The sequence below is a fragment of the Paraburkholderia sp. MM5384-R2 genome, assembly GCF_014201025.1.
GTDB lineage: Bacteria > Pseudomonadota > Gammaproteobacteria > Burkholderiales > Burkholderiaceae > Paraburkholderia > Paraburkholderia tuberum.
Genome location: NZ_JACHDI010000026.1, coordinates 1 through 26,651, shown reverse-complemented (window position 1 = coordinate 26,651; position 26,651 = coordinate 1). Strand labels below are relative to the sequence as shown.

At 64.8% G+C, this 26,651-nt stretch carries 29 protein-coding genes and 2 pseudogenes; 12 read left to right on the top strand and 19 right to left on the bottom strand.

Annotated elements, in window-relative coordinates:
* Positions 1-35 precede the first annotated feature (35 nt).
* The 5 genes from HDG37_RS30725 to HDG37_RS30705 all read right to left on the bottom strand — a co-directional run bounded on the left by HDG37_RS30725 (position 36) and on the right by HDG37_RS30705 (position 4,687).
* Positions 36-1,328 (bottom strand): NAD(P)/FAD-dependent oxidoreductase, encoded by a 1,293-nt coding sequence (locus HDG37_RS30725; protein WP_184054231.1) that lies wholly within the window; start codon positions 1,326-1,328, stop codon positions 36-38.
* The gene (locus HDG37_RS30720; RefSeq protein ID WP_184054229.1) at positions 1,325-1,600 is read right to left on the bottom strand and encodes a (2Fe-2S)-binding protein; all 276 of its coding nucleotides are present in this window, start codon (positions 1,598-1,600) and stop codon (positions 1,325-1,327) included. The genes HDG37_RS30725 and HDG37_RS30720 overlap by 4 nt, the downstream gene beginning before the upstream one ends.
* Positions 1,587-2,744, bottom strand: coding sequence for an FAD-binding oxidoreductase (locus HDG37_RS30715; protein WP_184054227.1), 1,158 nt, complete (start codon positions 2,742-2,744; stop codon positions 1,587-1,589). Before HDG37_RS30715 ends, HDG37_RS30720 begins: the two co-directional genes overlap by 14 nt.
* A complete protein-coding gene (locus HDG37_RS30710) occupies positions 2,741-3,697 on the bottom strand; it encodes a 4-hydroxyproline epimerase (protein ID WP_184054225.1) in 957 nt (318 codons plus the stop codon). The genes HDG37_RS30715 and HDG37_RS30710 overlap by 4 nt, the downstream gene beginning before the upstream one ends.
* 282 nt (positions 3,698-3,979) lie before the next feature.
* Positions 3,980-4,687 carry a response regulator transcription factor gene (locus tag HDG37_RS30705; RefSeq protein WP_184054223.1) on the bottom strand — a complete coding sequence of 236 codons (708 nt, stop codon included), beginning with the start codon at positions 4,685-4,687 and terminating at the stop codon, positions 3,980-3,982.
* Positions 4,688-4,980: 293 nt separating this feature from the next.
* On the opposite strand from HDG37_RS30705, the gene HDG37_RS30700 reads away from it, so the two are divergent.
* Both HDG37_RS30700 and HDG37_RS30695 read left to right on the top strand, forming a co-directional pair.
* A complete protein-coding gene (locus tag HDG37_RS30700; protein WP_184054221.1) occupies positions 4,981-6,282 on the top strand; it encodes an MFS transporter in 1,302 nt (433 codons plus the stop codon).
* 67 nt (positions 6,283-6,349) lie between these two features.
* Positions 6,350-7,810, top strand: a complete 1,461-nt coding sequence (locus HDG37_RS30695; protein WP_184054219.1) for an MFS transporter — start codon at positions 6,350-6,352, stop codon at positions 7,808-7,810.
* 20 nt (positions 7,811-7,830) lie between these two features.
* On the opposite strand, the gene HDG37_RS30690 is transcribed toward HDG37_RS30695, so the two are convergent.
* The 6 genes from HDG37_RS30690 to HDG37_RS30665 form a co-directional block, all read right to left on the bottom strand.
* On the bottom strand, positions 7,831-8,103 hold the full coding sequence (locus HDG37_RS30690; protein WP_184054355.1) for a hypothetical protein: 273 nt from the start codon (positions 8,101-8,103) through the stop codon (positions 7,831-7,833).
* A 93-nt stretch (positions 8,104-8,196) separates the two neighbouring features.
* Complete coding sequence (locus tag HDG37_RS30685) at positions 8,197-8,631, bottom strand: DoxX family protein (RefSeq protein ID WP_184054217.1); 435 nt, start codon at positions 8,629-8,631, stop codon at positions 8,197-8,199.
* Positions 8,632-8,734: 103 nt separating this feature from the next.
* On the bottom strand, positions 8,735-9,142 hold the full coding sequence (locus HDG37_RS30680) for a VOC family protein (RefSeq protein ID WP_090806942.1): 408 nt from the start codon (positions 9,140-9,142) through the stop codon (positions 8,735-8,737).
* Between the two features lie 36 nt (positions 9,143-9,178).
* On the bottom strand, positions 9,179-9,643 hold the full coding sequence (locus tag HDG37_RS30675; protein WP_184054215.1) for an RbsD/FucU domain-containing protein: 465 nt from the start codon (positions 9,641-9,643) through the stop codon (positions 9,179-9,181).
* Positions 9,644-9,723: 80 nt separating this feature from the next.
* Positions 9,724-10,005 carry a hypothetical protein gene (locus tag HDG37_RS30670; RefSeq protein WP_184054213.1) on the bottom strand — a complete coding sequence of 94 codons (282 nt, stop codon included), beginning with the start codon at positions 10,003-10,005 and terminating at the stop codon, positions 9,724-9,726.
* Positions 10,006-10,027: 22 nt separating this feature from the next.
* Positions 10,028-10,396, bottom strand: coding sequence for a nuclear transport factor 2 family protein (locus HDG37_RS30665; protein WP_184054211.1), 369 nt, complete (start codon positions 10,394-10,396; stop codon positions 10,028-10,030).
* Positions 10,397-10,649: 253 nt separating this feature from the next.
* Here HDG37_RS30665 and HDG37_RS30660 point away from each other — a divergent pair, with 253 nt between their 5' ends.
* The 6 genes from HDG37_RS30660 (at position 10,650) to flhC (ending at position 14,318) form a co-directional block, all read left to right on the top strand.
* Positions 10,650-11,039, top strand: a complete 390-nt coding sequence (locus HDG37_RS30660) for a type II toxin-antitoxin system RelE/ParE family toxin (protein ID WP_221312187.1) — start codon at positions 10,650-10,652, stop codon at positions 11,037-11,039.
* Positions 11,036-11,338 carry an addiction module antidote protein gene (locus HDG37_RS30655; protein ID WP_018423436.1) on the top strand — a complete coding sequence of 101 codons (303 nt, stop codon included), beginning with the start codon at positions 11,036-11,038 and terminating at the stop codon, positions 11,336-11,338. The genes HDG37_RS30660 and HDG37_RS30655 overlap by 4 nt, the downstream gene beginning before the upstream one ends.
* A gap of 88 nt (positions 11,339-11,426) precedes the next feature.
* Positions 11,427-12,275 (top strand): helix-turn-helix domain-containing protein, encoded by an 849-nt coding sequence (locus HDG37_RS30650; RefSeq protein ID WP_184054209.1) that lies wholly within the window; start codon positions 11,427-11,429, stop codon positions 12,273-12,275.
* 41 nt (positions 12,276-12,316) lie between these two features.
* Positions 12,317-12,811: a GNAT family N-acetyltransferase gene (locus HDG37_RS30645; RefSeq protein WP_260335155.1), complete on the top strand. Its 495-nt coding sequence runs from the start codon at positions 12,317-12,319 to the stop codon at positions 12,809-12,811.
* A gap of 602 nt (positions 12,812-13,413) precedes the next feature.
* Positions 13,414-13,734: a flagellar transcriptional regulator FlhD gene (flhD, locus tag HDG37_RS30640; protein ID WP_090807045.1), complete on the top strand. Its 321-nt coding sequence runs from the start codon at positions 13,414-13,416 to the stop codon at positions 13,732-13,734.
* 14 nt (positions 13,735-13,748) lie between these two features.
* The gene (gene flhC, locus HDG37_RS30635; RefSeq protein ID WP_018423439.1) at positions 13,749-14,318 is read left to right on the top strand and encodes a flagellar transcriptional regulator FlhC; all 570 of its coding nucleotides are present in this window, start codon (positions 13,749-13,751) and stop codon (positions 14,316-14,318) included.
* A 139-nt stretch (positions 14,319-14,457) separates the two neighbouring features.
* On the opposite strand, the pseudogene HDG37_RS30630 reads toward flhC, so the two are convergent.
* From HDG37_RS30630 to HDG37_RS30610, 5 genes and pseudogenes are all read right to left on the bottom strand, one after another.
* Positions 14,458-15,021 (bottom strand): annotated as a pseudogene (locus HDG37_RS30630) (divalent metal cation transporter); the annotation flags it as partial.
* Positions 15,008-16,675, bottom strand: a complete 1,668-nt coding sequence (locus HDG37_RS30625) for an efflux transporter outer membrane subunit (RefSeq protein ID WP_184054207.1) — start codon at positions 16,673-16,675, stop codon at positions 15,008-15,010. The pseudogene HDG37_RS30630 and the gene HDG37_RS30625, both read right to left, overlap by 14 nt.
* Positions 16,676-16,688: 13 nt before the next feature.
* Entirely contained in the window at positions 16,689-19,874 is a 3,186-nt protein-coding gene (locus tag HDG37_RS30620; RefSeq protein ID WP_184054205.1) for an efflux RND transporter permease subunit, read from the bottom strand.
* A 43-nt stretch (positions 19,875-19,917) separates the two neighbouring features.
* On the bottom strand, positions 19,918-21,138 hold the full coding sequence (locus HDG37_RS30615) for an efflux RND transporter periplasmic adaptor subunit (RefSeq protein WP_184054203.1): 1,221 nt from the start codon (positions 21,136-21,138) through the stop codon (positions 19,918-19,920).
* A gap of 34 nt (positions 21,139-21,172) precedes the next feature.
* Positions 21,173-22,039 (bottom strand): alpha/beta hydrolase, encoded by an 867-nt coding sequence (locus HDG37_RS30610; RefSeq protein ID WP_184054201.1) that lies wholly within the window; start codon positions 22,037-22,039, stop codon positions 21,173-21,175.
* Between the two features lie 175 nt (positions 22,040-22,214).
* On the opposite strand from HDG37_RS30610, the gene HDG37_RS30605 reads away from it, so the two are divergent.
* The 4 genes from HDG37_RS30605 to HDG37_RS30590 all read left to right on the top strand — a co-directional run bounded on the left by HDG37_RS30605 (position 22,215) and on the right by HDG37_RS30590 (position 25,049).
* Complete coding sequence (locus HDG37_RS30605) at positions 22,215-23,219, top strand: LysR family transcriptional regulator (RefSeq protein WP_184054199.1); 1,005 nt, start codon at positions 22,215-22,217, stop codon at positions 23,217-23,219.
* A 211-nt stretch (positions 23,220-23,430) separates the two neighbouring features.
* Entirely contained in the window at positions 23,431-23,736 is a 306-nt protein-coding gene (locus HDG37_RS30600) for a DUF4148 domain-containing protein (RefSeq protein WP_184054197.1), read from the top strand.
* A 14-nt stretch (positions 23,737-23,750) separates the two neighbouring features.
* Positions 23,751-23,888 carry a hypothetical protein gene (locus tag HDG37_RS30595; RefSeq protein ID WP_184054357.1) on the top strand — a complete coding sequence of 46 codons (138 nt, stop codon included), beginning with the start codon at positions 23,751-23,753 and terminating at the stop codon, positions 23,886-23,888.
* A gap of 180 nt (positions 23,889-24,068) precedes the next feature.
* Positions 24,069-25,049, top strand: a complete 981-nt coding sequence (locus HDG37_RS30590; RefSeq protein ID WP_184054195.1) for an aldo/keto reductase — start codon at positions 24,069-24,071, stop codon at positions 25,047-25,049.
* 27 nt (positions 25,050-25,076) lie between these two features.
* Here the strand turns inward: HDG37_RS30590 and HDG37_RS30585 are convergent.
* The 3 genes and pseudogenes from HDG37_RS30585 to HDG37_RS30575 form a co-directional block, all read right to left on the bottom strand.
* Positions 25,077-25,182 (bottom strand): annotated as a pseudogene (locus HDG37_RS30585) (IS5/IS1182 family transposase); the annotation flags it as partial.
* Positions 25,183-25,210: 28 nt separating this feature from the next.
* Complete coding sequence (locus HDG37_RS30580; protein ID WP_184054193.1) at positions 25,211-26,107, bottom strand: DMT family transporter; 897 nt, start codon at positions 26,105-26,107, stop codon at positions 25,211-25,213.
* Positions 26,104-26,598 carry a DUF6024 family protein gene (locus HDG37_RS30575; RefSeq protein ID WP_311541658.1) on the bottom strand — a complete coding sequence of 165 codons (495 nt, stop codon included), beginning with the start codon at positions 26,596-26,598 and terminating at the stop codon, positions 26,104-26,106. The genes HDG37_RS30580 and HDG37_RS30575 overlap by 4 nt, the downstream gene beginning before the upstream one ends.
* Positions 26,599-26,651 lie beyond the last annotated feature (53 nt).

The window sequence follows — 26,651 nt, the reverse complement described above, 5'->3', positions numbered from 1 at the left end:
CCCGCCAATATCTACCGAGGGTAAGCGCGGAGCCGTCATGGCGCCGCAGTCGGCGGTTCGGCGGCGCTCATCAGCGTGCCGATTTGCGCCGGACTGAACGGCGGACGCGCCGCGGCGGTCGGCCAGCCGAAGTACAGGCTCGCGGCCGCCCCGCAGATGCGCCCCTGGCAAGGGCCCATACCGCAGCGCGTCTGCAGTTTCGCGTCACGCCAGTCGGCGCAGCGGCGCACCTCGCCGACGCTCACGTCCTCGCAACGGCACAACAGCGTCGCGTCGGCGGGCGGCGTGCGCGCGGCCTCGCCCAATGCGAACGACGCCGCGACGCGCGCGCCAAAGCCCCGCCAGCGCGCGCGTTGCGCGACGAGCGCCGCCAGCGCGGCGCGTTGCGTGCTCGCCGCACCGCTCGCCACGAGACCGGCGATCTCGCCTTCCGCGCCAGCGAGCTCAGCGCCGCCGACGCCCGTGCACTCGCCCGCTGCATAAACGCGTTCGAGCGAGGTGCGCTGTCCGTCGTCGACGACGATTTCGCCCGCGTCGTTGATCGCGCAGCCGAGCGCCTGGGCAAGCGTGACGTTCGGCAGCAGTCCGAAGCCGCACGCGACGCGGTCGCAATCGAGCGTCACCTCGCGTTCACCGCGCCGGATCGTCACCTGTTGCACGCGCTGCGCGCCACGGGCTTCGCGCACGATGCTGCCGGTCCAATAGCGCAGTCCCGCGAAGCCGCGCGTTAGGCTGATCGCCTGACGCAGCTTCGCGGGCTCGCGCAGCAGCGACACGCCGAAACGCCCGACCTCGGCCGCCGATGCCTGCTCGACCACCGCGATCACGCGCGCGCCCGCTTCTCGCGCGGTGGCGAGCGCGGCCATCAGTAGCGGGCCGCTGCCGGCGATCACGATCCGTTCGTCGCGCACCGGCATGCCGCCTTTGATCAGCGCCTGCAATGCGCCCGCGCCGGTCACGCCGGGCAAGGTCCAGCCGGGAAACGGCAGAAGACGCTCGCGCGCGCCGGTCGCAAGAATCAGCCTGTCATAGGTGATCGACACGCCGCCGTGTTCGGCGGATTCGAGCAGCAAGCCTTGGGCGCCGAGCGGCGCGATCACGCGCGTCGATGGCCAGTAAGTGAAGTTTTGCTGCGATTGCAACGCCGCGAGCAACGCATGCAACGCTGCTTGCGGCGGATAGGCGGGCCCCTGGCGCCAGACCTGGCCGCCGGCGCGCGGATTGTCATCGATCTGCGCGACCGTCGCGCCCGCCTGCGCCGCCGCCCGCGCGGCATTGAGCCCGGCCGGACCACCACCGATCACCACGATGTCGAAGTGCTGCGTCATGCGTGTACTGCCCCGTTTCGTGTCTGCACGCGCTGGCCGTCGCGGCATAGCGTCTGGCACGCGAGCGCGTGCGCGCGACCGTCGATCGTCACGCGGCACTCCTGGCACACGCCCATCCCGCACAAGGCTTCGCGCGGCTCGCCCTTGACCGACAGCCGCGAGCCGCGCACACCCGCGATCGCGAGCGCCGCGGCTATGGTCGTGCCGGGTTTCACTTCGATGCTGCGGCCGTCGACGGTCAAACGGATGCGGGCCGCGTCAGTGTCGGTCATGGGCCACCTGCTCTGCAAAACGCACCGGTAGATAAGGTTCGCACGGAATCGGCGCGGCATGGCCCGCGATCTGCGCCGCGAGTAGTTTCGCGGTCGCGAGCGAGGTCGTCACGCCAAGCCCTTCGTGGCCGACCGCGAGCCATAGGCGGGATGCGGAGCCAGAGCCGACGTCGGGCGCGAACTCGCCGGCCGGTCCGATCAGCGGCAGGCCGTCCGGCGACGCCGCGCGAAACCCCGTCCACGCGCGGATGCCGCTGAGCGCCGGCAACCGCGGCAGATACTGCGCGGCGCGTTGCAGCATCTGGGCGAGCACCGGCATCTCGACGGCCGGATCGGTTGTTTCGAACTGGCGCGACGAGCCGATCAGCAGTTGCCCGGTCGGACGCGGCTGTGCGTTGAACGCGACCGACGTGCCGGTCGCGTGATGCGCGCTCTTGATATAGCCAAGTTCGAGCAGTTGATGACGGATCAGCCCCGGGTAGCGGTCGGTGATCAGCAGATGGCCTTTCTTCGGCTGCAACGGCAGCCACGGCAACAATTGCGCCGCCCCGAGGCCGTTCGCGACGACCACGTGCGCCGCGCTGGTGCGCTCGCCGCACGCCAGGGTCACGCCACCCGCACCGACCGACGCGACCGGCGCTCCGGGTCGCACGCTGATATTCGCCGCATGCGGCGACTGCGTGAGCAGCCATTCGGCGGCGGTCGGCGCATACACGATGCTGTCGTGCTCGATGCGCAAGCCGCCCGCCATCGATGGTGCGAGCGCCGGTTCGCAGGCGCGCAGTTCGGCCGAGTCCAGCAATTGCGCGGCGACGCCCTGGCTCTCAAACGCCGCCTGCATTGCGCGGGCGGCTTGCCGTTCTTCGTCGTCGGCTGCGACCCACAGCGTGCCGCAGCGCGCGAACGCGTCGCGCGCGCGCAGCTGCGGCGCGAGCTCGAGCCATAGCTCGCGCGAATAGCGGCTCAGCGCGAATTCGGCGGGCGAGTCGTGCATCACGACGATATGGCCCATGCCGGCCGCCGTCGCGCCGCCGCCGATGCGCTGCGCGTCGAGCACCTCGACGCGCATGCCGAGCGCGGCCAGTTCCGCCGCGCACGCGGCACCGACGATACCCGCTCCGATGATCAGCGCGTCCGGGCTCATGCGGTCCGGATACCCCACGCGAACGGGTCGCGCTCGTCGAAACACAGACGCCCTTCGGCCATGATGTGCGCGTGACCGGTGACGGTCGGAATCACGTGGACGCCGTCGCCCGCCGTGCGATAGCTCGCCTCGAACACGCTGCCGATGATGCTCTCCTGGCGCCACATCGCGCCTTCGGCGAGCTTGCCGTCGGCCGCGAGACACGCGAGCTTCGCGCTCGTGCCGGTGCCACACGGCGAGCGGTCGTACGCATTGCCGGGACACAGCACGAAGCTGCGGCTGTCGAGGCCCTCGCGCGAGCCCGGTCCGAACAGCTCGATATGGTCGATCAGCGCGCCGTTCGCGCCGGTGATGTTCCGTGCGATCAGCGCGTCGCGAATCGCCGAGCTGAAAGCCGTCAGGCTCGCGATGTTCGCGGCTTCGAGCACGTGCCCATGCTCGGCGACGAGGAAAAACCAGTTGCCGCCCCAGCCGATGTCGCCGGTCAGTGCGCCATAGCCTGGCACGTCGACCTGCACCGCCTTGCGGTGGCGATACGCGGGCACGTTGCGCACCGCGACGCCGCCGTCTTCGTTCAGCGTCGCCTCGACCATGCCGACCGGCGTTTCGATGCGGTGTCGTCCCGGCCCGATCCGCCCCATGTGCGCGAGCGACACGACGAGCCCGATGGTGCCGTGCCCGCACATGCCGAGATAGCCGACGTTGTTGAAGAAGATCACGCCGGCCGCGCAAGTCGGATCGTCGGGCTCGCAGAGCAACGCGCCGACCACCACGTCCGAGCCCCGCGGTTCGGTGACGATGCCGGCGCGCCAGTCGTCGAAGCGGGTGCGGAACACCTCGAGCCGTTGCGCGAGCGTGCCGCCGCCCAGATCCGGGCCACCCGACACCACGAGGCGGGTGGGCTCACCGCCGGTGTGCGAGTCGATGATGTTGAGGGTTTTCATGTCACCCATGGTAGGAATCGCGGGCCGGTGGGTCTTGGTGCGCGTGCGCGCGGATTGAGACGATTTCGGCATAGCGGCGCGATGCGTGAGCCGCCGCGCGCGCGGCGCGCGAAACGTCCCGCTATTCGGTATCGGCGTCGACGACCCTCGGCGCAAACGCGGCAACCCGGCTAACCGATACGGACACGTAAGGAGAATGAACACCGCTGGCGAGCGCGACGGGCTGCAACGCGGATTTCAGCATATACCTGGCCGTGGCGACCTCATGCCGTGCGCGCCGACTGCGAATCTTCACTCCCTGAGCACATGGTCGTGAAGCTGCAGCAACCGGTAGCCGCTTCTGTATACCGGCTGCAGCCGGAAACCGTTGTGCGGCTCGATCGCGAGCAGCAGACGCAGCCGTGACACGTGACTGTCGATGGTCCGCGTGAACTCGCGCAGTTCGCGGCCCCACACCGTCGCGAAGATATGGTCGCGCGACATCACGCGATCGACGTTGGAAAAGAACAGCGCCGCGATCCGGTACTGGGTGGGCGACAGCGGCACCGGCTCGCCGCGCAGCGTGACCGCCCGGCGGATCGTGTCGAAGCAATAGGGGCCGATCTCGAAACAGGTCGCGGCGCTGAAACGCTCCGGATACGCGCGCCGCAGAAGCGCCGCGACTCGCGCGCGAAACTCGGCGTCCCGCAGCGGCAACGCGAGGTAATCGTCGGCACCGCCGGCGAGCGCGCGCACCATGCTTTCCTCCGAGCCGTCGTTCGACACGAACATGATCGGCACGTGCTCGCCTGCCACGCGGCGCACCGAGCGCAACAGGTCCGCGCCGGCGGGCCGCATCTCCTGCCAGTCGAGCACCAGCAGATCCATCGTGGAGCGCACGAGCGACCTCGACAACGCAACGCCGTCGTCATAGGCCGCGCAGAAATGGCCGGCTCTCACCAGACTTGATTCAATGGACTGACGCATGACCGGGTCACGCTGAAGAACTGCAACGCGCATGGGATGGGCTCTCGACAAGGACATGCAGGCCATTCTCCGAGCCGCACCCCGGTCCCTCCCTTCGGAGCATTCCGATTTTCCGCCGCTTTCTTCGCCCAACTGGGCGCTTCCGCAGGACTTCCGCTTTCATCCTGTAAAATCCGCGCCGGCCTCCGTCGTCAGGGCGCCCGCCCTATCAGGACGGCGCGCCCGTGTCCCGTGCTCTACCCAGCGCCTGCCACACTTCTCGCCCGACGACCGCCGTATGTCCACGCGTCTCCCGCGTGGCTCACAATTCATCAAAAGACATGGCAATGCAAGCGACAAATCTGGGTGGAGCGCAGGCTGTCACCCCCCGCCCGCTTGGGCACAGCGATTACAAGACACTCGGTCTCGCCGCGCTCGGCGGAGCGCTCGAGTTTTACGACTTCATCATCTTCGTTTTCTTCGCGCCGGCGATCGGCCAGCTGTTCTTCCCGGCGGCGATGCCGGACTGGCTGCGTCAGGTGCAGACCTTCGGCATTTTCGCGGCCGGTTATCTGGCGCGGCCGCTCGGCGGCGTCATCATGGCGCACTTTGGCGACCTGTTCGGCCGCAAGCGCATGTTCACGCTGAGCGTGCTGCTGATGTCGGTGCCGACGCTGCTGATGGGCCTGATGCCCACCTACGCGAGCATCGGCGTGCTCGCGCCGGTGCTGCTATTGCTGTTCCGCGTGATGCAGGGCGCGGCGGTCGGCGGCGAAGTCCCGGGCGCATGGGTGTTCGTCGCAGAGCATGTGCCCGGGCGGCACGTCGGCTATGCGTGCGGCACGCTGACAGCCGGCCTCACGGCGGGCATTCTGCTCGGCTCGCTGATTGCGTCGGCGGTCAATCGCCATTTCACGCCGGCCGATATTTCCGAATATGCGTGGCGTGTTCCGTTCCTCATCGGCGGCGTGTTCGGTCTGTTCTCGGTCTATCTGCGCCGCTGGCTGCACGAGACGCCGGTGTTCGCCGAACTGAAGCAACGCAAGGCGATCGCCGCGGAAGTGCCGCTGAAGGCCGTACTGCGCGATCACGGCCGCGCGGTGATCGTGTCGATGCTGCTCACCTGGATGCTGTCGGCGGCGATCGTCGTCGTGATCCTGATGACGCCGACGCTGCTGCAAAAGCAATTTCACATCGAGCCGGCCACCGCGCTGCTCGCGAACTGTGTCGCGACGCTGTGCCTGACGATCGGCTGCGTGGTGGCGGGTTCGATCGCCGGACGCATTGGCGCGGGTCGCACGATTTTCGTCGGCGGCGTTGCGCTTGCGATCACGTACTACGTGATGTTTCGCCAGTTGGCCGTCGATACGTCCCTGCTCGTACCGCTGTATGCACTGGCCGGACTTTTCGTCGGCGTGATCGGCGCGATTCCGCTCGTGATGGTCCGCGGATTCCCGCCGGTGGTGCGCTTCTCGGGCATCTCGTTCTCGTACAACGTCGCGTATGCGGTGTTCGGCGGTCTGACGCCGATCGCCGTATCGCTGATGATGAAGTCGAACCCGCTGGCCGCGCCGCTGTACGTCGCGGCGATCTGCGTGCTGGGCGCGCTGACCACGCTGTTCATCAAGGATGCGCCGCGGGCGCGTTGATCCGGCGACATCCATACTTCACGCCACGCCGAAACGTGGCGCGCCGCATCAGGCTTACGATGCGGTCATGAACTCATCCACACCCTCCTTCTCGCCCGCCCTCGGTCGCGTTCTCGCGACCGTCAGCGTCGGCTTCGTGGTCACGCAGCTCGACGTGACCATCGTCAACATCGCGTTGCCACGAATCGGCGCGGACCTGCACGCGAACGTCGCGGGCCTGCAATGGGTCGTCGATGCGTACACGCTCGCGTTTGCGGTGCTGATGCTGTCGGCCGGCGCGCTCGGCGACCGCCTCGGCGCGCGGCGAATGTATGCGTGCGGAATCGTGCTGTTCGCGCTCGCGTCGCTGGCCTGCGGGCTCGCGCTCGACGCCCCGATGCTGATCGCCGCACGCGCGGTGCAAGGCATCGGCGCGGCCGCGATGCTGCCGAATTCGCTCGCGCTGCTCAACCAGTCGTTCGGCCACGAACCGAAGCTGCGGGCACGCGCGGTCGGCCTGTGGACCGCCTCCGGCGCGATTTCGATCGCGGCCGGCCCGGTGGCTGGCGGCCTGCTGATCGCCGCGTTCGGCTGGCGCAGCATCTTTCTCGTCAATCTACCGATCTGCGCGGCCGGCCTGCTCGCGACACTGCTGTGGATTCCGCGTCCGCAAACCTCGCAACGCGGCGTGCCGGCCGCCGCTCGCGGCAACACCGGCGCGACGCCACGCGGCATCGATCTCGGCGGCCAGTGTCTCGCGATCGTCGCGCTAACCGCGTTCGTCGCCGCGGTGATCGAATGGCGGCCGCTCGGGCTCGCGCATCCGCTGGTCGCCGGCGGCTTCGTGCTGGCGCTGCTGGCGGCGGGTGCGTTCGTGTTCGTCGAAGCGCGCGTCGCGCGCCCGATGCTGCCGCTGTCGCTGTTCGGCACGCGCACGTTCAGCGCGGCGGTGCTGTTCGGCATCTGCGTGAATCTGACCTATTACGGCATGGTGTTCGTGCTGAGCCTTTACCTGCAGCGCGTGCGCGGCTACACGCCGTTGCAGGCGGGCCTCGCGTTCCTGCCGCTGACGGGCGGCTTCCTGATCTCGAACGTCGCGAGCGGCTGGGTGATCGGCCGCCTGGGAGTGCGCGTGCCGATGATCCTCGGCGCGATCACGGCCGGTCTCGGCTATGGTCTGCTGCATCTCGTCGACGCCGAGACGCCGCTGATTGGCCTGCTGCTGCCGTTTTTGCTGATTCCGTCGGGCATGGGACTCGCGGTGCCGGCGATGACCACGGCGGTGCTCGCATCGACCGAAGCGCGGCGCGCGGGCACGGCGTCGGCGGTATTGAACACGGCGCGCCAGGCCGGCGGCGCGGTGGGTGTGGCAGCCTTCGGCGCGCTCGCGGGCGGTGCGGCCGCGACGCAGATCGTGCCGGCGATGCAAGCGGCGACGGCTATTTCGGTGGGACTGCTGGTGCTGGCTCTCGTGCTCGCGTGTTTCGTGCATCCGGAGCCGCACGCGGCGGCATCGTCTGCGCGCGGCGCGAGCGCCGCGAGTAAGTAAGCGGTGTGTAATGCAGGCGCCTACAGCGACGCCTCCTGAATCGTGCCGGTAGCGATTGCGCGCTCGATCAGGCCTTCGTTGCGCGCCTTGGCGATCGCATCCGCGACCAGCTTTTCCGGGTCCTCGATGTCCGCCTTCAGCGTGCCGATGAATCCGGACGCATCCAGAACCACCAGCGTCTTCGCCGACTCGGCGAGGCTGATGATGACACGATGCGACGTCGGCCCTTCGCCGAGACTCGCGCACAGTTGCGTGAGCTTGCCGCCGATCATTTGCTCGAAGTTCTGAATCATCATCTGCTCCCATGATTGGCGCGGATTGGAATCCTGCCGTGTAGCAGGATGCGGGCCGCGCCGACTGCGCGCGCTCACGCTTTACAGCCCGCTTTACAGGCCGCCGAGTCCGCCGCGCGGCGCGCGCGCGTTGTCGATGCTCAGACGCCCCGCGCCGGTAACGAACAGCAGCAGGAAACCGCCCGCGATTCCGATGTTCTTCCAGAAATGAATCACCATGTCGTGCTGCAACGCAGGGTCGGTGATATTCCAGAAGTCGTGGCCGAGCACCGCCGTCGCGACCGTATACGCCGCCATGACCAGCGCGAGCGGCCGTACCTTGAAGCCGACCACGAGCAGCAGGCCGCCGAGCACCTCGATCGCGGTTGCGATCGGCGCGGCGATCTGCACGAACGGCACACCTTTCGAATGCAGGTAGCCGACGAAGCCCGCATAGCCCAGCAGTTTCATCACCCCGCTCCACAGGAACAGCACGGAAAGCGCAAGACGGGCGATGAAAATAATGCCGAAATCGACGGGACGCGACATGGGGGGACTCCTGTAATGAATAAGCAGCAGACCCGAATGGACGGGCTCAGTTCCCCGCCTCGCCCCTGAGCATATGAGCAATGGCCGCGATTTCCAAGCCCGCTCAAGCAGACGGATACGTGGCGACCTCGATCAGGTTGCCGTCCGGGTCGCGGCAATACACCGAGGTCATCTTGCCGCGCGCGCCGTCGCGCTCCACCGGCCCCGCCTCGATAGCGACGCCTTGCGCGAGCCAGTGCGCCTTGACGTCGTCCGGGCTTGCGGTGGTCACGAAGCACAGGTCCGCCGTGCCCGGCACCGCCTCGCGCGACGTGAACCAGGCGACGGTATCGGCCGACGCGGGACGCAGATTGATCTTCTGATTACCGTAGTTCATCGCCACGCGCGTGCCGGTGCGCGACGCGAACTCGGTGCGTCGCATGCCGAGCATCCGCGCGTACCACGCCGCGCTCACTTCGACGTCGGCGACGTTCAGAACGAGATGATCGAGACTGGCTAGCTGGAAGCTCATGGGTTTGTCGTGATGAATCGAGAAAGGTGGTAGCGACTATACGCGTGGCGCGTCCGGCGCGAGCAACACGCCCTTCGTGAATACGAAGCAGCCGTAGCCGCGCTCCTCGCCCGTCGCGATCACGCAGTATGCCTGGCGCGCACGCTCGTAAAACGCGAACCGCTCGATCGACACGAAGGGCACCTCGCGCCCCTCGCCCGCGTTGACCTCGGCTTGCGCTTCGCGCTGCACCGCGGGAATCGTGTGCGGCTCGCCAACCACTTCCATGCGCGACGCGGGATGCTCGATAAAGGTGTCGAGCGGCAGCACCGACAACACCGCGCGGATCGCGCGCGGCGAACTGACGCCGTCGAAACGCAGCGGCTTGCCGAGCACGGTATCGCGCGCGACGGCGTCGGCCGGGAAGTTGGCGTCGCAGATCACGAGCTCGTCGCCGTGGCCCATCGAGCGCAGCGCATGCAGGATATCGGCGTTCAGTAGCGGGTCCAGATTTTTCAGCACGGGGTCTCCAGGTCGTTCGGTTGGGAACATGCTGAGGGGGTGAGGTCGTGAGCTTTGCGCAAGACGATGCGTGTCACGCTTCATCCGCACGACGATCGATTGTAGCAAGCGCGCCGGACGTCTTGCGGCGCTGCGCTCGCACCGCATTGCCAGCGCAGCCATCCGACCAAAGCGAGCAGCACCAGCCCCGCGCCGCCGAGCACCGGCTCGCGCCAACCGAGCAGTGCGATGAACATGAACGCCCGCGCGCCGCCGAGCAGCGCGAAACCGGCGATCGCACTCGATAACGCATCGAGCGCGGCCGCGACGCGCAGCAACGCGAGATGGACTTGGGCGGGCTTGGCAGCGACGGGCTCATGCATGATCGTCTCCGTGAAAAACGCCTCAGGCGGCGCCGGGGGGTTCGTCGAGAAAACCGGTGACCGCTTGCAGACGCCCATGCGCGTCCACCACGCCGAAGTCCGAGCCCTTCACGATCGCCTCGCCCGCGGGGGTCGTCAGTGCCCACGAGAAGCGCAGGCGATTCGCGAAGCCGTCGACGTCGGTCGTACGGCGAAACGTGTGATGCGGAAAACGCTCATGCACCGCGCGGATCATGGCGTCGATGCCATCGTGGCCCGCGCCCGCCAGCAGCGGGTCGCGATAGTCGGCATCGGCGCTCCACGTTGCCGCGATCAACTCGCGACGACGCGCGCCATCGGTCTCGTTCCAGGTATCGAAATAACGGTCGATCAAATCGGTATGCGCATTCATCTCAAACTCCTCGATTGACAGGACTGAGCACTTCGCGCGGCATGCGCATCGCATGCGGCGGGCTCGGAATGAAGATTGACGGCTCGCGTGCATTGCGTCGATTACGTGAGAGGTAATCAAGCGGATGCAGCCTTCGCCAAATAGGTCATTCGGCCGAGTCGTCAAAAAACCTTCGCACCGCTAACCTCAAGTGACTCATCGAAGCCCGCCGACCACATCGCGAGGCGGGCAATGCAATGAACAGGAGGACCGCTTGGACCGCTTTATCGAGACGCTTTTCTCGCTTGCACGACCGTATCCCCGAAGATACAATCATCCGCAGATCGAAACACCGCGCGTGTACACGATCAACTGCACCGAAGAGTTCGACCGTTGGCTTCACGGCCTCACCGACATCAAGGCGAAGGCGCAAATTCTCGTGCGGATCCGCCGCGCGGAACGCGGGCTTTTCGGCGACGCGAAGTTGCTGGAAAACGGCGTGTTCGAGATGCGCATCGATTGCGGGCCGGGTTACCGGGTCTACTACGCGCGCGAGGAACGCATGATGTATCTGCTGCTCTGCGGGGGTAACAAGTCCACGCAGCAGGCGGATATCAGGCATGCCGGAGCAATGTGGACAACCATCAGAAAGGAACGGTCATGAGCAAGATCAAAACGGCACGCTTCGACGCATCGAAGTACCTCGACAACGACGAAATGGTCGCGGCCTATCTGAACGCCGCCCTCGACGAAGGCGACTCCGATCTGCTGCTCGCCGCCATCGCGGATATCGCCAAGGCACGCGGCATCACGAAGATCGCCGCGGCAGCGGGCCTGGGCCGCGAGAGCCTCTACAAGACACTCGCGCCCGGCTCCAAGCCACGCATGGACACGGTCCTCAAACTGGCGAGTGCGATCGGCGTCAAATTCACCGCCGTGCCGTTGCGCCTGGCTGCCGCCTGAGCCGGGCACGCGTCTCGTTGACTGAAATTGGCGGGGCATTACCTCTCAGGTAATCGATTGCTTGCACGCTTTGACTATGATCGGTGGCATGAACACACTCTCTATTGCACAAGCGGCTCCATCATCCGCGCCGATCGGCACTCGGGCGGTCGGCGAACTTCTCCGCGAATGGCGGCAGCGGCGGCGCATGAGCCAGTTGCTGCTCGCCACGGAGGCTGACATTTCGACCCGCCATCTGAGCTTTGTCGAATCGGGGCGCGCGCTACCGAGCCGGGAAATGGTCATGCATCTCGCCGAGCGCCTCGACGTGCCGTTGCGCGCGCGCAATGCTCTGCTGGTCGCGGCCGGTTACGCGCCACTGTTCCGCGAACGTCCCCTCTCCGACCCGCAGCTCGCCGCCGCGCGCGAAGCCGTCGAACTGGTGCTCAAAGGACATGAGCCCTACCCGGCCCTCGCGATCGACCGGCACTGGACCATCGTCGCGACCAACAATGCGATTGCGCCGTTGTTGAGCGGCGCGAGTCCCGAACTGTTGAAGCCACCGGTCAACGCACTGCGCCTGAGTCTGCATCCGCAAGGCATTGCGGCGTCGATCGTCAACTGGCATGCGTGGCGCGAGCATGTGCTGGGCCGCCTGCAACGGCAGATCGACGTCAGCGGCGACGACACGCTGAGCGCACTGCGCGACGAACTGGCCGGCTACCCCGCGCCGCCGGATGCAGACGCCTCGACGCTGGACGATGCAGTCCTCAACCAGATCGCCGTGCCATTGCGGCTGCGTACGCCGCTTGGCGTGCTGTCGTTTTTCAGCACCACCACGGTGTTCGGCACGCCCGTGGACGTTACGCTGTCGGAACTCGCCATCGAGGCGTTCTTTCCGGCGGATCGGCAAACCGCGTCGGCGCTGCGCGAATTTGCCGAACACCAGCGCGGCTAGCCGCTCGCGTACCTCCACTCCACTCACCATGAACAAGTGAGATGTCCGTCAACGCCGACACCCTGCTGATCCGCCAACTCGGACCCGCCGACCGGGACGCCTATTTCCAGCTTCGCCTGCGCGGGCTGAAGGCGCACCCCGCTTCGTTCGGACAAAGCCACGACGAAGCGCTGGCGAAAGGCGCCGGGCAGCATGACGTGACACTGCAGGGCTCGAAGATGGAAGGCTCGTTTCTGCTTGGCGCGTATGCGTCGGCCGACGCTCCGCTGATCGGCGTCGTCGGTCTGCTGCGCAATAAAGCCCACAAGGAGCGGCACAAGGCGACCGTGGTCGGCATGTATGTCGCACAGGAAGCGGCTGGTCGCGGGGTCGGGCGCGCACTGCTCGGCGAGTTGCTGACGCGCGCGGCGCGCGTCGACGGTTTGCGACAGGTGCAGCTAACCGTGGGCAACGTTGTAATGTCGTCCTATTGCACCGACATCGTGTCAGACAGCCTGCACGGCACTGGCTTCTCGCAGCCTCCGTCCGCAACGTGATCGGTACGCGTCTGCGACCGCTGTTCGGTCTCAGGGTCGAACGCGTGCGACAGACCGGCTGACCATCCTCATCGAGCCGTTACAAATCCGGCCCTCGTTTGCGTAGTTTGTAACGGGGGACGCTTCATACGGTTACAGGCTCCATCCGCCCCTCACGCGCCACCCAGCACGAGTATTTATTACCGTCCATTCCATCGCTATCTGTTCCTTTCTAATCAAAAACAAGTTTACCGATCGCCGCGCGGTGCGGACGCACGCCTCCGACAATCGCGCAGACTGCCCATCCAGCAAGGGTTTTCATGGATTAGAAGCCAGTGTCGAAACGTTATAGATTCACTTGGCATCATTCATTACAATGCCGTGAAAAACTTACCGAAAAATGATGTAGTTTTTTGAGATATTTTTTTGAGAAGGGATTGATTTCTGGTTTTAGCCTTCATACAATTCGTCCCGAGCTGTTACGAAATGTAACGTCATGTATCAAATGTTAGCTGGCTGTAGCAAGTAGCAACATCTAGCCGGAGGCCACGTTGCCGGCGAGGCAGAAAAGACATAACGGCGCAAAGCCGACATAGTAATTCGGGGCTTCGGAAACAGACAAAATGGACCGTAGCAGCGAGACGCTGGATTCAATCCGCGAGATCAACTTGTCTTACATCATGCTCGCGCAACGCATGTTGCGCGAGGATAAACCGGTCGGAATGTTCCGGCTGGGACTGTCGTCGGAACTGGCTGACTTGCTTGCCGGGCTGTCGCTCGCGCAAATCGTCAAGCTGGCCGCTTCCGACCAGCTTTTGTGCTTCTTCCGCTTCAACGACCACGCGATGCTGTCGGCGTTGACGCAAACGACGAAGCACACCGCAATTGCACCGACCCACACGGCGATCCTGCTTGCAGGCCAGCCCGCCGAGCAATTTGCCTGATCGAGGTGACTGCAATGCTCAAGCGAAGCCTGACCGAAGATGCACAGGAAGTATTTCGCGCGATCGCACTGATCGAGCTCGGCGCCCGCATGCAGGTGCTCGAGAGCGAGTTGACGCTGTCGCGCGACCGTATGATCCGCCTGTATCGCGAGGTCAAGGGCGTATCGCCGCCCAAGGGCATGCTGCCGTTCTCGGCGGACTGGTACATGACGTGGCTCGCGAACATTCACGCGTCGCTGTTCTACAACACGTACCTGTTCCTCAAAAACGAAGCGCGCTGCTCGCATCTGGATGCGCTGACCAAGGGCTATCGGCTGTATCTCGAACACTGTCAGCACAGCGAAACCGAGCCGGTGCTCGATCTGACGCGCGCGTGGACGCTCGTGCGTTTCTTCGACGCCGACATCCTGCAGTTGACCAGATGCTGCCGCTGTACCGGCAAGTTCGTCGCGCACAAGCACGACCTGCAGCACAACGTCGTGTGCGGCGCCTGCCAGCCGCCGTCGCGTGCCGGCAAGACGAAGAAGGCAGCAGCCGCGCGCCGGGAAGCGCTCGATGCGGCGCAGGTCGCGCAGGCCGCTTGACCGATCGATTCGCCGTCGCGAGACGCGCTCGACCCGATTCAAACCGAAGCTCACATGATTCCGCGCAGTGATTGAACTGCGCGGTTTTTTTTCGCCTTCGCGCCGGGCAAACCGGCGTGCCGAATACCGGTCATTCAGATCAACCGGCCAGCCCCACCGTCTGGGCAACGAGCCACAGATTCGCCGCACTGATCGCAACAAACAGCGTCCACACGAGCAGGCGCGTCGGCAGCGTGTTGGCGAATTCGCCCATCAGCGATCGGTCGCTCGTCATGCGGATCAGCGGATACAGCGCGAACGGCAGTTGCAGGCTCAGCACGACCTGACTCGCGACGAGCAGTTGGCCAACCGCGCCATTGCCGAGCATCCGCGCACCGATCAGCGCCGGGATCAGCGCGAGCGCTCGCGCGATGCAGATCCGCGTGACCTGGTCGTGGCCCGTCGCGTAAAACGCGGCGGCCGCGAGAATCGGGATCGCCTTGTTGATCAGGGCCGCGATCACGAGCGCTGCGATCGTGTCGATGCGCGACATGCCTATCGCGGAGCGGATGCTGGCCGGATCGCGCTTCACCGTGCGGGTCTGCACGATCGACGAGTGCAGATACAGGTTATGCGGCATCACCGTCGCGCCGAGAATGCCAAGCGTCGTTGATGAGGTCGATGAAGCGCTTGCCAACAGGCTTAGGAATTCAACGCTTCGCCACCTGCTGCTGCGCTGAAACCGATGCGGCTCCGGCCGCAGAGCCGGAAGCCGCAGCCAGCGAAGCCGCCGCGCCGCCGGAAGCACCAACCGGCACCGGCGCCGCCCCCACCGCCGTATCCCCCGCCGTCACATCGCCCCAACCGCCACCGAGCGCGCGAATCAGATTCACGGTCGCGACCGCCTGCGTGCCCGCCAGATGGCTCGCCTGCAATTGCGACTGCAGCACCTGCCGCTCGCCATCGATCACGTCGAGATAGCTGACCGCGCCCTCCGTGTACTGCGTGCGCGACAGATGCGCCGCGCGCTGCGACGCATCGACCGCGTCGTTCTGCTCGCGCATCTGATCGTCGAGCAAGCGCAGATCGGCAAGATTGTCCTCGACTTCACGGAACGCCACGAGCACCTGCTGGCGATATTGCGCGACGTCCTCGTCGTACTTCGAACGGGCCTGCGCGAGATTGGCCTTGCGGCGGCCGCCGTCGAAGATCGGCACCGTCAGCGCGGTACCCGCGAGCGGGCCGAGGATGAACGCGCGGCTCGACCACATGAACAGATCGCCGAGCGTCGCCGATTCAAAGCCGAACGCGCCCGTGATGTCGAGCTTCGGGAAGAACGCCGACTTCGCGAGCCCGACGCGCGCATTCGCTGCCTGCATCGCGCGTTCGGCTGCCGCGATGTCCGGCCTGCGTTCGAGCAGCGCCGACGGCAAACCCGGCGGCACGCGCACCGCCACCGGCGCGAGCGGTTCTTCCGCGAACGAGAAATCCGCGGGCGGCTTGCCGAGCAGAATCGCGAGGCTATGCTCCGAGGCCGCCCGTTGCCGCGCGACGCCGACCGCATCGGCACGCGCGCTCGCGAGCTCGTTACGCGAGCGCGACAGATCCAGCTCGCTGATATCGCCTTCCTTGAAGCGCCGCTCGACGAGCTTCAGCGTGTCCTCGCGCAACGCGACGGTGCGGCGATACAGATCCTGGTCGGTGTCGAGCTCGCGCAACTGGAAGTAGTTCTGCGCGACATCGGCCTGCAACGACAGTTGCACCGAGCGAAACAGCGCTTCGCTCTGCTGCTCGTCCGAGCGCGACGCGTTCACGTTCGAGCTGACCCGCCCGAACAGATCCGCTTCATACGACGCGCCGACCTGCGCACGCCAGATCGTGCCGGTCGTGCCGCCCGCGCTGTCCGGCTGGAATTGCGACGCCGCTGACGCACGCTCCCGGGTCGGGCCGAAGCCCGCGTCGAGCTTCGGGAACCAGTCGGACTTCGCCGCCTGCGTGACCGCGCGCGCCTGCTGCACGCGCGCGGCTGCGGCCTTCAGGTCCTGGTTCGCGGCGGCGGCCTGCTCTTCGAGCGCGTCGAGCTGCGGGTCGCCGAACACCTTCCACCATTCGCCACGCAGGGCGTCGTCGGCGGGCTGGGCCGGCTTCCATGTGCCGGCGTTTTGCGCCGACGCGGCCGAACCAGCCGCCACGCCCGACGCCGCCGCAGCCGACGTCGCCATCGCGGGCGCTTCCTTGAACGCCGCCGGCGTATCGACGTCGGGCCGCTTGTACGTCGGCTCGACCGAACAAGCGGCCAGCAGCGCGATCAGCAAACCGCTCGCGGCCGCGCGGCCCCATCCGCGCAAAGATACAAAGCGAGATTCAAAGCGTTTCATTGTTGTTTTCTCCTCAGGCGTCCGTAACGGGCGCGCCATAGCGCGGCGCATCTTTCTGCGCGACGTGAATCGTCCCGCCCGCGAGCGAACGCAGCACCACATAGAACACAGGCGTCAGCATCAGGCCGAACAGCGTGACGCCGAGCATGCCGAAGAACACGGCGATGCCCATCGCGTGACGCATCTCCGAGCCCGCACCGCTCGACATCACCAGCGGCACCACGCCCATGATGAAGGCGATCGACGTCATCAGAATCGGCCGCAGACGCAGACGGCTCGCTTCGATCGCGGCCTGCAGCGGACTGCGTCCGTCGTGTTCGAGCTCACGCGCAAACTCGACGATCAGGATCGCGTTCTTCGCGGACAAGCCCACCAGTACCATCAAACCGATCTGCGTGAAGATGTTGTTGTCGCCACCGGTGAGCCACACGCCGGTCAGCGCGGACAGCACGCTCATCGGCACGATCAGGATCACGGCGAGCGGCAGCGTCAGGCTTTCGTACAGCGCGGCGAGCACGAGGAACACGAGCAGCACGCTGATCGGGAACACCCACATGCCCGCGTTGCCGGCGAGGATCTGCTGATACGTGAGGTCGGTCCACTCGAGCTTCACGCCGCGCGGCAGCACCTCGGCGGCCACGCGTTCGGCCGCGGCCTGCGCCTGCCCCGACGAAAAGCCGGGCGCCGGGCCGCCGTTGATGTCGGCGGCCGTGTAGCCGTTGTAGCGCACCACCATCTCCGGTCCGTAGGTCGGCGTCACCGTGACGAGCGACGACAACGGCACCATCTCGCCCGCCGCGTTGCGCGTCTTCAGTTGCAGGATGTCGTCGGCGCGTTGACGGAACGGCGCATCCGCCTGCACGCGCACCTGATACACGCGACCGAAGCGGTTGAAGTCGTTCACGTACAGCGAGCCCAGATAGATCTGCATCGTGTCGAACACGTCCGTGACCGACACGCCGAGCTGCTTCGCCTTCACGCGATCGAGATCGACGTTCAGCTGCGGCACGTTGATCTGATAGCTGGAGAAGGTCGGCCCAAGTTCGGGCGTTTGCGCCGCGCGCTTCACGAATGCTTCGGCAGCCTTGTTGAGTTCCGCGTAACCGAGCGCGCCGTGATCTTCGAGCTGCATCTTGAAGCCGCCGAGTGTGCCGAGCCCGAGCACCGGCGGCGGCGGGAACACCGCGACGAACGAGTCCTTGATCGCGCCGTACTGCTGGTTCAGCGCACCGGCAATCGCGCCTGCCGAGAGCTTCTTGCTGCCGCGCTCCTTGAACGGCTTCAGCGTGACGAACACGATGCCCGCGCTCGAACTATTCGTGAAGCCATTCACCGACAGACCAGGGAAGGCCACCGCGCTTTCGACGCCCGGCTGCTTCAGCGCGATCGCGCTCATATCGCGGATCACCCTCTCCGTGCGATCGAGCGACGCACCGTTCGGCAACTGCGCGAACGCGATCAGATACTCCTTGTCCTGCGCGGGCACGAAGCCGCCCGGCACGACCCGCGCCACCAGCACGGTTGCAGCGACGAGGATCGCGTACACCGCGAGCATCGCGCCCTTGCGACGCAGCACGCCTGTCACGCCGCGGCCGTAGGCTTCCGAACCACGATGAAAGACCTTGTTGAAACGCTTGAAGAAGCCGCCGAGCACACGGTTCATCACACGCGTCAGCCAGTCTTCCTTCTCGCCGTGGCTGCGCAGCAGCAGCGCGGACAACGCCGGCGACAGCGTCAGCGAATTGAACGCCGAAATCACCGTCGAGATCGCGATGGTCATCGCGAACTGCTTGTAGAACTGGCCCGTGAGACCCGTCATGAACGCGAGCGGCACGAACACGGCGACGAGCGTCAGCGCAATCGCGATGATCGGCCCGCTCACTTCGCGCATCGCCTTGTAGGTCGCCTCGCGCGCACTGAGCCCGCTCTCGATGTTGCGCTCGACGTTCTCCACCACGACGATCGCATCGTCGACCACGATGCCGATCGCGAGCACCATGCCGAACAACGACAACGCATTGATCGAAAACCCGAACGCAAGCAGCAGCGAGAACGTACCGACGATCGACACCGGCACCGCGATCAACGGAATGATCGACGCGCGCCACGTCTGCAGGAACACGATCACGACGATCACGACCAACGCGATCGCTTCGAGCAGCGTATGGATCACCGCCTCGATACTCGAACGCACGAACTGCGTCGGGTCGTAGACGATCCGGTATTCGACGCCGGCCGGCATGTCTTCGGCGAGTTCCTTCATCGCCGCGCGCACCTGCTCTGAAATCGCGAGCGAGTTCGCACCCGGCGCCTGGTTGATCGCGAGCGCAACCGCCGGCTTATTGTCGAGCAGCGAACGCAGACCATATTCCGACGCCGCGAGCTCGATCCGGGCGATATCGCGCAGATAGGTCACGCCGCCGTCGGGCGTGGTCTTCACGATGATGTCGCCGAATTCGCCCTCGGTCTTCAAACGGCCGCGCGCGTTCACCGATAACTGCAATTGCGTGCCCGGTACCGACGGCGACGCACCGATCACACCCGCCGCGACCTGGATGTTCTGCTCGCGGATCGCATTGACGACTTCGGTCGCCGTGAGACCGCGCTGCGCGACTTTCTGCGGATCGAGCCAGATACGCATTGCGTAATCGCCCGAGCCCCACAGCTGCACTTCGCCGACGCCCTGGATCCGCGCGAGCCGATCCTTCACGTTGAGCAGCGCGTAATTGCGCAAATACGTCATGTCGTAGCGATCGTTCGGCGAGATCAGGTGCACGACCATCGTCAGCGTCGGCGAACTCTTGATCGTCGTCACGCCGAGCCGCTGCACGTCTTCCGGCAGACGCGGCAGCGCCTGATTGACGCGGTTCTGCACGAGCTGCGTCGCGAGGTCGGGATTGGTGCCGAGCTTGAACGTGACCGTCAGCGTCAGATTGCCGTCGCTATTCGCCTGCGACTGCATGTACAACATGTTCTCGACACCATTGATCTGCTCTTCGAGCGGCGCGGCGACCGCTTCGGCGATCACCTTCGGATTCGCGCCCGGATACTGCGCGTGCACCACCACCGAAGGCGGCACCACTTCCGGATACTCGGAAATGGGCAGCTTGAACAGCGAGATGATGCCCCCGAGCAGGATCAATACCGATAGCACGCCTGCGAAGATCGGGCGATCGATGAAGAATTTGGATATGTTCATTGGAAGCTCTTAACGTTGGAGCATGCGCGTTGGAGCATGCGGCTCACGAATTGCCTTTCGCGCCGGCCTCGGCCTTGGCCCGCGACTGCGCGAGCGCTGCGCTGTTCGGGTCGTCGTCGGTCGTCATCGGCACCATGTGCGCTCGGACCGTATCGCCGGGACGCACACGCTGAACGCCGTTGACGACGATGCGATCGCCCGGCTTCAAGCCATCCTTGACGACGCGCAGATTGCCTTGCATCGAACCCGTCGTGATCCCGCGATAAACGACGTGGTTGCCCTGATCGACGACCAGCACGAACTTCTTGTCCTGGTCGGTGCCGACCGCGGCATCGTCGATCAACAGCGCCGGATGCGGTGCGCTGCCCCCCACCTTGAGGCGCGCGTAGAGGCCCGGAATCAGCGCGCCGTCCGCGTTGTCGAACTTCGCGCGCACGCGGATCGTGCCCGACGATGTGTCGAGCCGGTTGTCGACCGACTCGATCGTGCCGCTGCGCGAGTAGCCGGATTCATCGGCGAGACCGAGTTCGACCGGCACCTTGCTGCCGTCCTTCGCGCGGCTCAGGTATTGCAGGTAGGTCTGCTCGTCCGCGTCGAACGACGCGTAGATCGGCGACACCGACACGAGCGTGGTCAGCGGCACCGAACTGGCGCCCGCCGACACTACGTTGCCGACCGTGATCTCCGCGCGCGACACGCGGCCCGACACCGGCGCGACGATCTTCGTGTAGCCGAGATTGATGCGCGCGGTTTCCAGCGCGGCTTGCGCGGCCTTCAGGTTCGCGCTCGCCTCGCGCGCGGCGTTCTGCTTCTCGTCGTAGTCGCGTTTGGCGATCGCGTTGTCGACGATCAGCCGTTGCGCGCGTTCCCAGTCGCTTTGCGTGTAGCCGGTGCGTGCCTGCGCGGCCGCGAGCTGCGCTTGTGCGCGATCGACTTCGGCCGCGTACGGACGCGGATCGATCACGAACAGCGTGTCGCCCTGCTTCACGAGCGCGCCGTCCTTGAAGTTCACTGACACGATCGTGCCCGGCACCTGCGAACGCACGTCCACCTTCTGCACGGCTTCGAGACGGCCCGAATAGGACTGCCAGTCGGTGATCGTCTTCTGCACGACGGTCGCCACGTCTACTTCCGGCACGATGGTGGGTGCGGCCGGCGAGCTCGCATCGACACGAATCGCGCCGAACGTGCCAAGCCCGGCAAGGACGACGACGACCACGGCGGCTAACGCCACGCGGCGGCGGGAAAGAGGAAGGATAGTCATGTGTAGCTCCCGGTATCGTTGATTGAATTTCTGTTTATCGATGAGCGCGCGCGTCGAAGCGCCACTGGAAAAAGCGCACCGCTTCCTGCAAAGCGGGCGGATGATCGGCGAGCGCCGCGTGCGACACGCTCGGAAAGCGCACCACCTGGGTCTGCACGCCCGCGTCGATCAGATTGCTTGCATACTTCTCGGCCTCGACGTGCAGCACGTCGTTCTGCGCGGTCGCGATCAGCGTGGCCGGCAAGCCGGCGAGCCGCGACGATTCGAGCGGCGCCGCATACGGATGCATGCGCTGAGACGCTTGCGGCAGATACGCGCGATAACACGCGGCGCACTCGCGCGCGGTGATGTCGGAACCGAGCCGCTGCTCGTCGCCGAGCCGCGTCAGGCTCGGATCCAGCATCGGGCCGAACAGCGCCTGCGCGCTGATCGGCACGTCGCCACGATCGCGCGCGATGAACGCGAGACAATTGGCGAGTTGGCCGCCCGCGTCATGGCCGGCCACGCCGATCTTTCTGCTATTGCCACCAAACGCCCGCGCCCGCGTCTGCACCCACAGCGCCGCGCGATGCGCATCTTCCGGCGCGGCCGGAAACGGAAACCGCGGCGCGAGCGAATAGCCGACCGACACCACGAGCGCCGGTAAGTGTTCTGCGAAATACCGCGCGGCGAAGTCCGCGCACTCGATCGAACCCTTCGTAAAACCGCCGCCGTGAAAATAAAGCAGCACCGGCAACGCGGTTTTTTTCGTCAGCCGATACAGCCGCAACGTAATGGGTTGAGCGTACCCATCGATATCCACGTCGGTGACTTCAAGTGTCGGGTCATTGGCCTCAGCGCCAGTGTCGTCGGCGGAAACGCCGGTGGAAAAAGGCGGGTACGGCGATTTGAATGCATCCATGTCGAGCCGCGCAAATGCGCATAGAACTTCAATGGTGCGAATTGTGGGTTCGGCAGACTCGCAAATAAATGCCTATAATCCGGCAACACAATTCGGTGCCTTTGAACAATCCCGTTTTGATTGTTTTCGCGGACTCCATTCCCGCCTGTGCACCTGCCCCTTCTGGAGGTTTGCAATGGACCGGCTTCAGGCCATGCAAGTGTTCACGCGCGTCGTCGACACCAACAGCTTTACCCGCGCAGCGGAAACGCTCGACCTGCCGCGCGCATCGGTTACTACGATTATTCAGAACCTCGAAGCGTTTCTCGGCACGCGGCTGATGCACCGGACCACCCGCCGTCTGTCGCTGACGCCCGATGGCGCCGCGTACTACGAGCGCTGCGTGCGCATCCTCGCGGACGTCGAAGAAACCGAGGCGAGTTTCCAGAGCGGCAACAAGAAGCCGCACGGCAAGCTACGCATCGACATGCCGGGCTCGATTGGCCGTCTGCTCGTCATTCCGTCGCTGTGCGAATTCCACACGCGCTATCCGGACATCGATCTGCAACTGGGCCTGACCGACCGGCCCGTCGATCTGCTGCAAGAAGGTGTCGATTGCGTGGTGCGTGTCGGCGCGTTGCAGGATTCGTCGCTGGTCGCGCGCCGCATCGGTCTGTTCGAGGGCGTGACCTGCGCGTCGCCCGACTACATCAAGCGCGCGGGCGTGCCCGCTTCGCTCGAAGATCTCGACAATCACAAAGCCGTCAACTACTTCTCGAGCCGCACGGGACGCACGCTCGACTGGGCGTTCCTGGTGAACGGCAACGAAGTGGAAGTGAAGATGAAAAGCATCGTGTCGGTCAACGACGCGGATGCCTACGTGACCTGCGGACTCGAAGGCTTCGGCCTGATTCAGCCGGCGCGCTTCATGGTGCTGCCGCATCTGGGCTCGGGTCAGCTCATCGAAGTACTGCCGGACTTGAAACCCTTGCCGATGCCGATTTCGGCAGTCTATCCGCACAGTCGTCATCTGTCGCCGAAAGTCCGCGTTTTCGTAGACTGGATCGCGGAGCTGTTCGATCGTTGCCCATTGCTGAGCGGACGCGGCACTCTCGACGCCACCTGCACGAAGCGCACGCTCGAGCAGCGCGAGTCAGCGCCGGCACTCGACACGCCGGTGATGACCGAATGGGTCGCATGAAGTACGGGAAGTGAAACAGTGAATTCCAGCCGCGGCGCCAATGCCGCGGCAGCTGTGCAATCGCACAGCCCCGGTGAAGCCTCGCTCGCGATTGTTCCCGAATCACGACAATTCATTTCGCAAAACCGCGATTTATCCACACCGCGTCGACGTCTACATTTCACCCTGTCGCAGCGCCATCGCGCTGCCAATGAATCGACAGGAGTGAATCATGAAACGCAATCTGTTGGCAGGCCTCGCTCTGTCGCTGCTCGTCAGCGTTCCGGCATTTGCGCAAGGCGGCGGCGGTATCGGCCGCGCGGGAACGTATGACACGCAACCGGCGCCGAGCGCGAACACGAAGACACGCGCCGAGGTCAAGGCCGAACTGGTCGCCGCGTATCGCGACGGCTCGCTGCCCTCGCTGAATCGCACCTCGTATCCGGACAAAGGCCTGATCGGCCAGACGCAAGCCGCGCGCATCGCGTTGCAGGAAGGAACGAACGACGAAGTGACGCGCATTGCGAAGGGCCAGTAACGAGTTAGAAGAAGTTGATTCAGAACCCGGCGCGCTTGCGGCGCAAAACTGCGCGTCTCTTCATCAAGGAGCACATCGTGACACCATCGGAACTCGACAACTGGAATACCGACACGCCCGTGTGGACACCGTATCGCCCGGTACAGCATTGAGCGTTGCCTGTCGTTCACGGCACTCGCCGTCATGCGCCCGCGAAGTGGCTTCGCGGGCGCATTCGCATTGAAGCGATCGAAAGCGGTGCGGCCTGTGACGACGCGCTTGCCGTCGTTTCCCTATAATCGAACTTCCTTCCCTCGCAGCGGGTTTGTGCGCTTCACTATAGGAGCAACACGATGGATTATGTGAAACTCGGCCGCACCGGCCTCGATGTATCGCGTCTCTGTCTCGGCTGTATGAGTTATGGCGTACCCTCGCGCGGCACGCACCCCTGGTCGCTCGACGACGAAGCCGCGCGGCCTTTCATCAAGCAGGCGCTCGATCACGGAATCAACTTCTTCGACACGGCCAACGTCTATTCGGACGGCACCAGCGAGGAAATCGTCGGCCGTGCGCTGAAGGACTTTGCGAAGCGCGATGAGATCGTGCTCGCCACCAAGGTCAATAGCCGCATGCATCCGGGCCCGAACGGCGCGGGGCTGTCGCGCAAGGCGATCATGGCGGAGATCGATAACAGCCTGCGGCGGCTCGGTACCGACTATGTCGACCTGTATCAGATCCATCGCTGGGACTACGGCACGCCGATCGAAGAAACGATGGAAGCGCTGCACGATGTCGTGAAAGCCGGCAAGGCGCGCTATCTCGGCGCGTCGTCGATGTACGCATGGCAGTTTGCCAAGGCGCTGCAGGTGGCCGAGCGCAATGGCTGGACGCGCTTCGTGACGATGCAGAACTACGTGAATCTGCTGTACCGCGAGGAAGAGCGCGAAATGCTGCCGCTGTGCGAAAGCGAAGGCATCGGCGTGATTCCGTGGAGTCCGCTTGCCCGCGGACGCTTGACGCGCGACTGGGACACCGAAAGCGCGCGCTCGGAAACCGATGAATTCGGCCGCACGCTGTACGCGCACACGCAGGAAGCGGATCGGCGTATCGTCGAGCGGGTCAGCGAGATCGCGAAAGAGCGCGGCGTGCCGCGCGCGCAGGTTGCGCTAGCGTGGGTGCTGCAGAAGAAGCCGATTACCGCGCCGATTGTCGGTGCGACCAAACTGCATCATCTCGACGATGCGGTTGCGGCGCTCTCGTTGAAGCTCGGTGACGAAGAGATTCACCGGCTCGAAGAACTGTATGTGCCGCATGCGGTGGCGGGGTTCAAATAGGCAATGACAGGCTTGTCGCGGAGGGTCGACAAGCTCCTTCGCGCACGAGATATCGTGGACGTGACCTTCCGTCACGATCAGTGATAACGGCCTGCGGGCTGCATCCACTGCCAGATGCAGCCCGGTACGCAGGCTAACACTTCAGCGAATGTGAACGAGGCCTAGCAATCGCCTGCCACACGCAGATCTGAGCGCTGCCTCACCTGCACGACATGAATCAATACCGCGCTCAGTGTCACGGCACCGCCCGCGACGACTTGAAGGGCAGGTCTTTCGTTGAATGCAATCCAGATCCATAGCGGCGCGAGTGCCGTTTCGAGGAGCAGGAACAGCGCCGCATTGGCTGCTGGAATGAAGCGCGCGCTGAGCGTGAGCAAGCCGAGCGATAACGGCATGACGAATGCGCCCTCGAACAACATCCAGATTGCGCGCTCGGAAATCAGCAAAACCGGTATTTTGCTTGCGAGCGCAGGCTGACTGACGATCACCAGCAACGATGCGACAAGCGCGCCAAGCGAAGGTAGACCAACACTGCCGCCTTCCACACGGGATGAACACAGGAATGCTAGTGCCATTGACACCGCAGTGGTAAGAGCAAAGCAATTTGCAGCGAATGCGCCGCCTCTTGGCCCGTCGTCGATCACCAACGCGACCCCGCCCATGGCGAGTGTCGCGGTGGCCAACATCGCATGATCGATAGACTCCGAAAAGAAGGCACGACCAAGAAGCGCGGAAAGGAACGGCGTCGATGAGATGATCACGAGTACGGACGCGACTTCCCCGCTCGCGATTGCGTTGACGAATGTCGTTGACGCAATCGCAAAGAAGAAGGTCGGCCATACATTCTGGCGTGTCAGCCACGGTTTGCCGATCCAGGGCCGCCAACGCGGCACCAGGTAGTAGATCATCACGAAGGCGGTCCACATCAGGAGGCCGCGCATGACAACGATTTCCCACGCGTCCTCGGGGTGCATGAGCCTGATGAGGAGCGCGTCGGTGCTAAGCAGCACGCCACCAGCGATTCCGAGGCTGGTTCCATATAGTTTGCTTGACTTCATTGTCGGGTGAGTCGAACGAGAGTGGCATGAATGTCGGCGGTAAACTCGACAGGATCGTCGTCAATGGTTCCGCGCGCCCATTTTGCGATCCTGAGTACATCGAATTCCGCGAAGTAAGTCGCCCCTGCTTCGTGCAGTGCGGCTTTGCTCAGACGCGGAAAGGCCCGATGGCGAAAACACGCGAACGGCAGCGGAAAGTCAAGGTCGGAAACACAGACAATCGAAGCATCGACAAGCCTTGCTTGCACATTTCCAGGCGCCGCCTTATTGAACGAGCATGCGCCTGAGCGCTCCAGATTGTTTAGAGCTTCGATCAAGGGGGCTTGCGAAGCCGTGGCCCCCTCGAGTTCGTTCAGCAAGTCATGTTCCGGTATCATCGCGAGATCGCGGCGGACGGCGATCAAGGCGAGACCGACCGTGAGCCCCGCATGCTTGTGCAAGGGGGCGACTGTTACGTCCCGGTCTAAATTAGGTTTGTCATCGCGAGCTATGTGGCGTGAGATTGCGAGGGGCGTCGCGCACTAAACGAGGAATGGAATGGGCC